Source organism: Paraburkholderia sp. BCC1885 (genome assembly GCF_900996235.1).
GTDB lineage: Bacteria > Pseudomonadota > Gammaproteobacteria > Burkholderiales > Burkholderiaceae > Paraburkholderia.
In genome coordinates this window covers 1-1,048 of sequence record NZ_CAAJGM010000014.1, presented here as the reverse complement: position 1 = coordinate 1,048, position 1,048 = coordinate 1, and the positions used below count along the sequence as shown (strand labels likewise).

The following is a 1,048-nucleotide window of genomic DNA, read 5'->3' as shown; positions in this document are numbered from 1 at the left end:
TTCTCCGCCTCGTTGCCACAGTCCGTCAGCAACTCCGTGAGCCGGGCTTTCGCCTGCTCCACAAACGGCTGCAATTCGCCCATCAACGTCGCCGTGAAATGTGCCGCGATCACCGCAACAATGGCGTTGCCCAGGTCTTTCGCACCCGCCTTCACGGCCTGCCGCACGATGCCCAGCGTCGGACGCAACGACATGCGCGCCGCCGCCGTTCCCGGTGGAATCGGCAACACCCCGATCAGGTTGATGCCCAGACTCGCCCAGTCCAGTATCTGATCCAGCTCGGGCCGTTGCCTGTCCCGGTTCTCGACCAGCGTCACGATGTCGCCGCAGACATCGACCGCCGCCATGATGTTGCCCAGTACCGGCAATGCCGCCGACACGTCCTTGACGCGCTCCAGCGTCACGTAGCCGCCGCTATACGCGCGCAGCCAGGCATCGAAGCGCGCTGCGCCCGCCGACAGGTCGGCCACCAGCACCTGGTTAAGTGGGACGATCGCCGCATCCACGGCGGACTGGACCGACTGCGTGTTCTGGACCATGACGAATGCTGTTTTTTCTTGTTCAGGGAAGATCAGGGGAGGCCCGGGTGAAACCCGGTTCATCGAGTGCGACGTGAATGCCCATGTGTTCGAGGTCTTGCGCTGCCTGAATGACCCTGCCGCCGTGGTCGGTAGTGTCGCCGAGCCGCGCCATGTCGCGACCCTGTTCGTCTTTCATCTCGCGTTCCTGTCTGCAATCGCCATGCTTCATCGCTCCGGAAGCAGCGTGGCGGAAGTGGTTGATGCGTGCAGTAGCGGAAAAGCCGTCTACGCCGTCCGATGGATAACCCAGGTCAGGTCAGGGGCGTAACGGCAGAAGGAAGGTGGTGTGCGACGGTTGAGTCCGCCGGATCGCGGCGAGTCGTTCAGTACGGGACATCACAGGCAATTCCTTTTTACTGTGCTGTCGCAAACCTAACGGATTCCAACAAAAATTTCCATGGCAGGAACCTGTTTTGGATTAACTTTGACAACACTTCACAGTCCTGATGTTTTTTTACTCTCCGGAC

Annotated in this window: 1 protein-coding gene and 1 pseudogene; both read right to left on the bottom strand. The window is 60.6% G+C overall.

Annotated elements, in window-relative coordinates; translation table 11 throughout:
* Positions 1–539 (bottom strand): annotated as a pseudogene (locus FQ755_RS01190) (RHS family protein); the annotation flags it as partial.
* A gap of 22 nt (positions 540–561) precedes the next feature.
* Entirely contained in the window at positions 562–717 is a 156-nt protein-coding gene (locus tag FQ755_RS01185) for a hypothetical protein (RefSeq protein WP_186308381.1), read from the bottom strand.
* Positions 718–1,048 lie beyond the last annotated feature (331 nt).